Annotated in this window: 11 protein-coding genes; 9 read left to right on the top strand and 2 right to left on the bottom strand. The window is 72.2% G+C overall.

Going from position 1 to position 7958, the window contains the following annotated elements:
* Positions 1-316, top strand: a 316-nt coding sequence (locus IBL25_RS22905) for an adenosylcobinamide-GDP ribazoletransferase (RefSeq protein WP_187780803.1), incomplete at its 5' end; no start/stop codon positions are given.
* Positions 317-596: 280 nt separating this feature from the next.
* On the opposite strand, the gene IBL25_RS22910 is transcribed toward IBL25_RS22905, so the two are convergent.
* Positions 597-1466: a VOC family protein gene (locus IBL25_RS22910; RefSeq protein ID WP_187780804.1), complete on the bottom strand. Its 870-nt coding sequence runs from the start codon at positions 1464-1466 to the stop codon at positions 597-599.
* A gap of 186 nt (positions 1467-1652) precedes the next feature.
* Between IBL25_RS22910 and IBL25_RS22915 the strand changes: the two genes are divergently transcribed.
* The 6 genes from IBL25_RS22915 to hisA all read left to right on the top strand — a co-directional run bounded on the left by IBL25_RS22915 (position 1653) and on the right by hisA (position 5715).
* Complete coding sequence (locus IBL25_RS22915) at positions 1653-2432, top strand: alpha/beta hydrolase (RefSeq protein ID WP_187780805.1); 780 nt, start codon at positions 1653-1655, stop codon at positions 2430-2432.
* A 328-nt stretch (positions 2433-2760) separates the two neighbouring features.
* The gene (gene hisB / locus IBL25_RS22920; protein WP_187780806.1) at positions 2761-3378 is read left to right on the top strand and encodes an imidazoleglycerol-phosphate dehydratase HisB; all 618 of its coding nucleotides are present in this window, start codon (positions 2761-2763) and stop codon (positions 3376-3378) included.
* Positions 3378-3764, top strand: coding sequence for a DUF2628 domain-containing protein (locus tag IBL25_RS22925; RefSeq protein WP_187780807.1), 387 nt, complete (start codon positions 3378-3380; stop codon positions 3762-3764). The genes hisB and IBL25_RS22925 overlap by 1 nt, the downstream gene beginning before the upstream one ends.
* Complete coding sequence (hisH, locus tag IBL25_RS22930) at positions 3761-4414, top strand: imidazole glycerol phosphate synthase subunit HisH (protein ID WP_187780808.1); 654 nt, start codon at positions 3761-3763, stop codon at positions 4412-4414. The genes IBL25_RS22925 and hisH overlap by 4 nt, the downstream gene beginning before the upstream one ends.
* Positions 4402-4986, top strand: coding sequence for a GNAT family N-acetyltransferase (locus tag IBL25_RS22935; protein WP_379655973.1), 585 nt, complete (start codon positions 4402-4404; stop codon positions 4984-4986). The genes hisH and IBL25_RS22935 overlap by 13 nt, the downstream gene beginning before the upstream one ends.
* Before the next feature lie 3 nt (positions 4987-4989).
* Entirely contained in the window at positions 4990-5715 is a 726-nt protein-coding gene (gene hisA / locus IBL25_RS22940) for a 1-(5-phosphoribosyl)-5-[(5-phosphoribosylamino)methylideneamino]imidazole-4-carboxamide isomerase (RefSeq protein ID WP_187780810.1), read from the top strand.
* A gap of 262 nt (positions 5716-5977) precedes the next feature.
* On the opposite strand, the gene IBL25_RS22945 is transcribed toward hisA, so the two are convergent.
* Positions 5978-6292: a TIGR02300 family protein gene (locus IBL25_RS22945; protein ID WP_187780811.1), complete on the bottom strand. Its 315-nt coding sequence runs from the start codon at positions 6290-6292 to the stop codon at positions 5978-5980.
* 101 nt (positions 6293-6393) lie between these two features.
* On the opposite strand from IBL25_RS22945, the gene aroA reads away from it, so the two are divergent.
* Together aroA and IBL25_RS22955 are read left to right on the top strand one after the other, a co-directional pair.
* A complete protein-coding gene (aroA, locus tag IBL25_RS22950; RefSeq protein WP_379655972.1) occupies positions 6394-7779 on the top strand; it encodes a 3-phosphoshikimate 1-carboxyvinyltransferase in 1386 nt (461 codons plus the stop codon).
* Positions 7776-7958 (top strand): (d)CMP kinase (locus IBL25_RS22955; RefSeq protein ID WP_187780812.1); only part of this gene is annotated, 183 nt, incomplete at its 3' end. The genes aroA and IBL25_RS22955, both read left to right, overlap by 4 nt.

A 7958-nucleotide genomic window follows, 5' to 3' on the forward strand; every position in this document is an offset into this window, starting at 1 on the left:
CGCCGCCCTGGGGCGCGGCGCCACGCTGGGGCTGCTGCGCCTGCTGCCCCCCGCCCGGCCGGATGGCGTGGCCGCCGGGCTGGGGCGCCCTGGCCACAAGCCACTGCTGCTAGGTCTGCTTCTGGCCGCACTGCCGGCCGCCCTGTTGCTGCCGCCAATGGCGGCCATGGCGGCCATCCTGGGCACCGCCCTGGCCACGCTGCTGCTGGCACGGCTGGCTGGGCGGCAGATCGGCGGGCAGACCGGAGATGTGCTGGGTGCTGGCGCGGTGCTGGGGGAATGCGTGGCGCTGACGGTGCTGGTGGCGATGCGCTGAAACGGCAGCCGGGGCCAAGGGGCTCCACCCCCTGGACCCCCGCCGGGGTGGAAAGTCCACCCCGGACCCCGCTGCGGGTTTTATCGCGCTTCAGCACCCTGGCGCGCTGCACAGCGTCTTTCAAAAAATGTCGCACAGGCCGAGGCGGCAGTCGCCGAGGGTCATGGCCCTCGGCGGAACCACCCTGTCACCAACAGCAAGAAATGGCGGGGTCTGGGGTGACACTGTCACCCCAGCGGGGGTTCCAAGGGGGCGGCGCCCCCTTAGCCCCGGTGGCCCATCACGCCAGGGCCGGTTCACTCGCCAGGCTGAGGCGCAAGGCATTGCCGGCCGGGTCCTCGGCCCGCAGCAGGCCCGATGCTTCCTCCAGCACCGTGCCGCCCTGCCGCAGCGCCGCCGCGACGCGGGCGAAGGTTTCCGGGTCCGCCGCGCGCAGTTCCATCTCCAGCAGGCCGGCCAGCCCCGCAGGGCGGCGCGGGCTGCCGCCGCTGGCCCAGGTATTGACGGCGACATGGTGGTGGTAGCCGCCGGTCGAAAGGAAGCTGGCCTGCGGCAGGCGCTGCATCACCGCCATGCCGAGGGAGGTGTAGAAGGCCTCGGCCGCCGGCACGTCATTGGTGCGCAGGTGGACATGGCCGATGCGGGTGCCTTCCGGCAGCGGCCCGTGGGTGGTGGCCACCGCCATCAGCCCGCGCAGGTCCAGGCGCCGGGTGAACATGGCGATGCCATTGCCATCCGCCGCGCGGGGCCAGAGGGCACGTGGGCGGTCGGCATAGACCTCGATGCCATTGCCCTCGGGGTCAGAGAGGTAGATCGCCTCGCTCACGCCGTGGTCGGAGGCGCCTTGCAGTTCCACGCCCATGGCGGCGGCATGGTGCAGCCAGTTGGCCAGGGCCAAGCGGTCCGGCAGCAGGAAGGCGGTGTGGAAGAGGCCGGGTTCGTGGCCGCTCTCGGGCCGTGCGTCGGGGGCATGCACCAAGTGCAGCAGCGGGCCATCGCCGGCCAGGGTCAGGCGGCTGGCGGCGGGGCCAGGCAGCGGGCGCAGGCCCAGCAGGCGCTGGTAGAAACCGGCGGTGCCGGCCAGGTCCCGCACGGCCAGCGTGACGCTGGCGGCGGAAAGCGGGGCGGCAGAGGGGGAAGGATCGGTCATGGGGGCAACTCTCTGTTGCCCTGCATCTGGGGCGGCGGAGTGTGAAGGGGAAATGGCCAGGCGAAACGCCGGTCATTCACACGCTCAATGATCCGCAGGGGCATGGCGGACCGGCGGCGAAGATGCTGGTCCGCCCGCCCGGGCACGCCTAGCATGGCCAGACATGACCTGCCCTGAACTCCGCTGATGCCGGATAGCGCCTTTCCGGATTTCCACGCCCGGCGCGGCACGGCGGTGCCCTCCCTCCTGTTTCTGCACGGTGCCGCCTGCGGCAACTGGGTCTGGCAGGAAGGCTTCGCCCAGGCCTGCGCCGAGGAAGGCTTCGCCGGCCAGGCGCTGGCCTTCACGCGGTTGAAGGAGGACGGGCAGCCGGCCGGCCTTGGCGAATACGTGGCGCAGGCGCGGGCGGCGGTGGCGCGGATGGGCGGGCCGGTGGTGCTGGTCGGGCATTCGCTCGGCGCCCTGGTGGCGCAGCGCCTGCTGCTGGAACCCACCGTGCGCGGCGCCGCCTTGCTGGCGCCGGTGCCGCCGGAAGGGCTCTGGCTTTCCACCACCCGGCTGGCCATGAGCGACCCCGCCCTTTGGGCCGAGGCCGCGCGGATGGATGCGCCGGTGGGCCATATGGCGGCGGAGGCCGATCCTTCCCTGGTGGCAAGCCTCTTCGGCCCCGCCATGCCGCTGGAGCGGGCGCAGGGCTTCCTCCGGCGCATGGGCGGCGAATCCCGCGCCGCGCTGATGGAGGCGCAGGGGCCGCAGCCGGTGCCGCATGGCTGGCTGCACGGCCGCCCCATGCTGGTGCTGGGCGCCGGCGAGGACCGGCTGATCCCGCCCGATGCCGTCAGCCGCTGCGCCCTGTGGCACGGCACCACCGCCAGCTTCATGCCCGGCATGGGCCACCTGATGATGCTGGAGCCCGGGTGGCCCGATGTGGCCGCCCGGCTGCTGGGCTGGCTGCGGCGTTTCTAGTACCGGCCTGACCAGCGGGGCGGCAGGAAACCGAAAGCCCCTCCCCGCATCTTGAAAGCCGTGGCGGGAATGCGGCAGCCAGGCTCGCCTGCCGGCAAAGCTTCCGCCTGGATGGGCGGCGAAGGGCTGGATTCCTCACCCCGCCGCGGGCGCGCGAGGAAACGTGAAACAGGGGGCCCGCGCACCGCTTTCCGCCCCCTCCCCAGGAGCGGCGAGAGCAAGCCGACGGAGCGGCGTTAAGCCCTTGCCACCCGCGAGAAATGGCGCCGCCGCCCCACTTTCCCCGCCGGCACTGGCGCCCGCCCCTGACGCGGTTTAGGAAGCGGCTATGTCGCCTGCAGCCACCGCCCCCGCCCGGACCGCCGAGATCTCCCGCGCCACCAGCGAGACCCAGATCCGCATCCGCCTCGACCTGGACGGCACCGGCCAGGGCCGCATCGCAACCGGCATCGGCTTCCTCGACCACATGCTAACGGCGCTCTGCCGCCACAGCCTGATCGACATGGAGATCGAGGCCAAGGGCGACCTGCATATCGACTTCCACCACACCACCGAGGATGTCGGCATCGTGCTGGGCCAGGCCATCCGCCAGGCACTGGGCGACAAGCGCGGCATCCGCCGCTACGGCCAAGCCCTGGTGCCGATGGACGAGGCGCTGGTGGAAGCCGCCATCGACATCTCCGGCCGCCCCTTCCTCGCCTGGAACGCCACCTTCACGCGCGACAAGGTGGGCGAGATGGATACGGAGCTTTTCGAGGAATTCTTCCGCGCCTTCGCCATGAACAGCGCCATCACGCTGCATGTGACGCAGAAGGCCGGCACCAACGCGCATCATGTCGCCGAAGGCTGCTTCAAGGCCCTGGCCCGCGCGCTCCGCATGGCCGTGGAGCCCGACCCGCGCGCCGCCGGCAGCATCCCATCCACCAAGGGATCGCTGGAGGGGTGATGCGCCGCTTTACCCTGCACGCCGCCCCGCCCGCCTCCGTCCCCGCCACCCGCCCGCCCCGCCTGCCGGAACTGGTGCCGGAGGGCTTCGCCTTCCTCGCCTTCCTGCTGCCGCCGCTGTGGTTCCTGTTCCACCGGCTCTGGCTGGCGCTGGCGATCTGGCTGGCGCTTTCCGTCCTGGCCGCCTTCCTGCTGCCGGCGGCGGTGCTGCCCTATGTCACCCTCGCCGCGCAGGTCCTGGTGGGGCTGCAGGCGCAGGATATCCGCCGCTGGACCCTGGCGCGGCATGGCCTGCCGGTTTCCGGCGTCGTCATCGCCCGCGATGCCGAGGCGGCCCTGCTGCGCGCCCTGGACGCGCGGCCCGATCTGCGGAGTGCGCGCGCATGAAGGTGGCTGTGGTCGATCCTGGCTCAGGCAACCTCGCCTCGGTGCTGCGCGCCCTGCGCCGCGCGGCCGATGAAGACGGCAGCGGCGCCGCCATCACGGTGGAGACCCAGGCGGAAGCCGTGGCGCGCGCCGATGCCATCGTCATGCCCGGCCAGGGCGCCTTCGCCGCCTGCCGGCGCGGGCTGGACCTCATGCCCGGCATGGTGGAGGCGGTGGACGAGGCCGTCACCCGCCGGGGCATTCCTTTCCTCGGCATCTGCGTCGGCATGCAGCTGATGGTGGAGCGCGGTCTGGAACACGGCACCACCCCCGGCCTCGGCTGGATCGCCGGCGAGATGGCGCCCATGGACCCGCGCGGCCCCGGCGGCGAGCCCCTGCCGCTGCCGCAGATGGGCTGGAACGGCTTGCGCTTCGCCCCTGGCTCCCATCCCGTGCTGGCCGGCCTGGAGCCCGGCGACCACGCCTATTTCGTGCATTCCTACGCCCTTTCCGGCGGCCGGCCCGAGCAGATCCTGGCCACCGCCGATTACGGCGGCCCCGTTGTGGCCGCCATTGGACGCGACAACATGTTCGGTACCCAGTTCCACGTCGAGAAAAGCCAGTTCGTCGGCCTGCGCATGCTGGCCAACTTCCTGGCATGGCGGCCATGAGCACCACCCACGCCCTCTCCGTCGAGCGCGCCGAGGCGCTGGACGATGCTGAGCTGGCCGACCTCTGCGAGGCCACCGATGCCGCCATCATCGAGGGCGGCGGCTTCGGCTGGGTGGAGCCGCAGGGGCGCGAGGCGCTGACCCGCCACTTCCGCGGCGTGCTGCTGGTGCCGGCCTGCGAGCTGTTCATCGCCAAGCTGGACGGCGTGCCGGTGGGCTCCGCGCAATTGCTGCGCCCGCCCCGCAACAACGAGGCGCAGTCCTTCTCCGCCCAGCTCACCCACGCCTATATCGCGCCCTATGCGCGCGGCCATGGCCTGGCGCGCCTGCTGGTGCGGCGGGTGGAGGAACGCGCCGCCGCCCTCGGCCACCGCGTGCTGAACCTGGACGTGCGCGACACCCAGACCACCGCCATCACGCTCTTCGAGGCCATGGGCTATACCCGCTGGGGCACCCATCCCGCCTATGCGCGGGTGCGCGGCCAGACCGTGGCCGGCCATTACTACTACAAGCTGCTGGAGCCCACGCGCGGCCGCACCCTGGATATCCGCGCCACCACCGGAAAGAACTGAGCCTTGGCCTTCACCCTCTACCCTGCCATCGACCTGAAGGGCGGCCATGTGGTGCGCCTGAAGCGCGGCGACATGGACCAGGCCACCACCTATGCCGAGGACCCTGGCGCCCAGGCGGCGGCCTTCGCCGCGCAGGGGTTCGAATGGCTGCATGTGGTGGACCTGGACGGCGCCTTCGCCGGCAAGCCCGCCAATGCCGAGGCCGTGGACCGCATCCTGGCCAGCACCCCCTGCCCGGTGCAGCTCGGCGGCGGCATCCGGGACATGGCGACGGTGGAAGCCTGGCTGAAGCGCGGCATCGCCCGCGTCATCCTCGGCTCGGCGGCGGTGAAGAACCCCGATTTCGCCAAGGCCGCCTGCCGCGCCTTCCCCGGACAGGTGGCGGTGGGCATCGACGCGCGCGACGGCATGGTGGCCACCGAGGGCTGGGCCGAGACCAGCACCACCTCCGCCCTCGACCTCGCCCTCTCCTTCGAGGATGCCGGGGCGGCCGCCATCATCCATACCGACATCGACCGCGACGGCATGCTGGGCGGCGTCAATGTCGCGGCCACCAGCGCGCTCGGCGCGCGGCTGACCACGCCGGTCATCGCCTCCGGCGGCGTCGCGGGGGTGGAGGATATCACGGCGCTGATGGCGGCGGGCAACGTGGCCGGCACCATCATCGGGCGCGCGCTCTATGACGGGCGGCTGACGGCGGCGGCGGCGCTGGCAGCGGCGCGGAACTGAAGCCGGGTCCAGAGGGGCGTTGCCCCTCTGGACACCCCGCCGGGGTGGAAAGCCCACCCCGGACCCCGCTTCGAGTCGGGCGGGCATGGCGGCGCGGAGCCGCCAGTTATTCGGATTTTCAATAAAGGTCACGCGGGCTGAGCCCGCTGTCGCCGGAGGTCATGGACCTCCGGCGGAACCGCCATGTCAAAACTGATGGCGGGGCCTGGGGTGACACCGTCACCCCAGCGGGGGTCCAGGGGGCAGCGCCCCCTGGCCGCGCTCAGTTCTCTTCGTCGCGGTCCGTCTCGACTTCCACCTCGATATCGTCCTCGGTGTCATCGAGTTCCTCGGCGTCGTCCAGCGACTCGTCCGCGTCCACGTCTTCGATCTCGACATCATCGGCGTCGGGATCGGCGGCCGCGGGGCGCTTCTTCACCTTGTCGTCCACCGGCAGGGCGGCACGGCGGGCACGGGGCTGTTCGGCCGGCTGTTCGGTACCGCATTTCGGGCACACGGCCGGCTGCTTTCCGAGGTCGTAGAACTTGGCGCCGCAGGCGACACAAATCCGCTTCATACCCAGTTCGGGCTTGGCCATCGGCGTTGGATTCCCGCAGGACAATATTCTAAGGGGCGGCCGCATGGCGGAAAGTGCGGACGGCCGCAGGCAAGGGCGCGCATTGCCACGCACATGGGGCCATGTCAAACCCCGTGACCATGTCGCACTCAGCCGCCCCGCAACACGATGCCGCCACCCAGCCCCTGCGCGCCAGCCGTCCTGGCAGCGGCCTTACGGGCCGCATCCGCGTGGCGGGCGACAAGTCCATCAGCCATCGCGCGTTGATGTTCGGCGCGCTCGCCGTCGGCCGCACCGAGATCACCGGCCTGCTGGAAGGCGAGGACGTGCTGCGCACCGCCGCCGCCATGCGCGCCCTCGGCGCCACGGTGGACCGCCTGGGCGAGGGCCACTGGCAGGTGGCTGGCCGCGGCGTCGGCGGGCTGGTGGAACCGGCGGATGTGCTCGACATGGGCAATTCCGGCACCGCCGCGCGGCTGATCTGCGGCCTGATCGCCGGCCACCCCATCTTCGCGGTGCTGACAGGCGATGCCTCGCTGCGCTCCCGTCCCATGAAGCGGGTGATGGACCCGCTGGCCGCCAGCGGCGCCCGCTTCACCGGCCGCGCCGGCGGACGCCTGCCGCTGGCCATCGAGGGCACGGCCGAGCCGCTGCCGCTGGACTACCGCCTGCCGGTCGCTTCCGCCCAGGTGAAGTCGGCGGTGCTGCTGGCCGGGCTCTGCGCCCGCGGCACCACGCGGGTGGAGGAGCCAGAGGCTTCCCGCGACCATACGGAAAACATGCTGCGCCATTTCGGCGCCACGGTGCGGGTGGAAGCCCAGGGCCATGGCCGCGTCATCGAGCTGGAAGGCCAGCCGGAGCTGGTGGCCGCCCCGGTGCATGTGCCGGCCGATCCTTCCTCGGCCGCCTTCCCGCTGGTGGCGGCGCTGCTGGTGCCCGGCTCCTCCCTGACGGTGGAAGGCGTGGGGCTGAACCCGCTGCGCACCGGCCTCTTCACCACCCTGCGCGAGATGGGCGCCAATCTGGTGGTGACCAACGAGCGGCTGGAGGGCGGCGAGCCGGTGGGCGACATCACCGCCACCCATGGCCCGCTGCGCGGCGTGGATGTGCCGGCGGAGCGCGCGCCTTCCATGATCGACGAATATCCCATCCTGGCCGTCGCCGCCGCCTTCGCCAGCGGCACCACGCGCATGCGCGGACTGAAGGAGCTGCGGGTGAAGGAAAGCGACCGCCTGGCCGCCACCGTGGCCCTGCTGGCCGCCAATGGCGTCGCGGCCGAGGTGGAGGGCGACGACCTCATCCTGCAGCGCAACGGCCGCCCGCCGGCCGGTGGCGGCCATGTCACCACCCATATGGACCACCGCATCGCCATGAGCGCGCTGGTGCTGGGCCTGGGTGCCGAGCAGGCGGTGACGGTGGATGACGGCCGCTTCATCGATACCTCCTTCCCCGGCTTCGCGGCGCTGATGAACGGTGCCACCGGCGCCGAGGCGATCCGCCCGGCATGAGCATCCGCCCCGTGATCGCGGTGGATGGCCCAGCCGCCGCCGGCAAGGGCACGCTGGCCCGGCGCCTCGCGGCGCATCTGGGGCTGGCCTATCTGGATACCGGGCTGCTCTACCGCGCCACTGGCCGCCGCGTGCTGGACAGCGGCGCCGACCCGCGCGACCCCGCCGCCGCCGAGGCC

This window comes from Pseudoroseomonas ludipueritiae (assembly GCF_014490445.1).
Taxonomy (GTDB): domain Bacteria; phylum Pseudomonadota; class Alphaproteobacteria; order Acetobacterales; family Acetobacteraceae; genus Pseudoroseomonas; species Pseudoroseomonas ludipueritiae.

What these genes read in the sequence shown, in the direction of transcription:
- IBL25_RS22910 (WP_187780804.1), bottom strand. Translation starts at nt 1,466, where the DNA reads ATGACCGATCCTTCCCCCTCTGCCGCCCCGCTTTCCGCCGCCAGCGTC.
- IBL25_RS22915 (WP_187780805.1), top strand. Translation starts at nt 1,653, where the DNA reads ATGCCGGATAGCGCCTTTCCGGATTTCCACGCCCGGCGCGGCACGGCG.
- hisB (WP_187780806.1), top strand. Translation starts at nt 2,761, where the DNA reads ATGTCGCCTGCAGCCACCGCCCCCGCCCGGACCGCCGAGATCTCCCGC.
- IBL25_RS22925 (WP_187780807.1), top strand. Translation starts at nt 3,378, where the DNA reads ATGCGCCGCTTTACCCTGCACGCCGCCCCGCCCGCCTCCGTCCCCGCC.
- hisH (WP_187780808.1), top strand. Translation starts at nt 3,761, where the DNA reads ATGAAGGTGGCTGTGGTCGATCCTGGCTCAGGCAACCTCGCCTCGGTG.
- IBL25_RS22935 (WP_379655973.1), top strand. Translation starts at nt 4,402, where the DNA reads ATGGCGGCCATGAGCACCACCCACGCCCTCTCCGTCGAGCGCGCCGAG.
- IBL25_RS22945 (WP_187780811.1), bottom strand. Translation starts at nt 6,292, where the DNA reads ATGGCCAAGCCCGAACTGGGTATGAAGCGGATTTGTGTCGCCTGCGGC.
- aroA (WP_379655972.1), top strand. Translation starts at nt 6,394, where the DNA reads ATGTCAAACCCCGTGACCATGTCGCACTCAGCCGCCCCGCAACACGAT.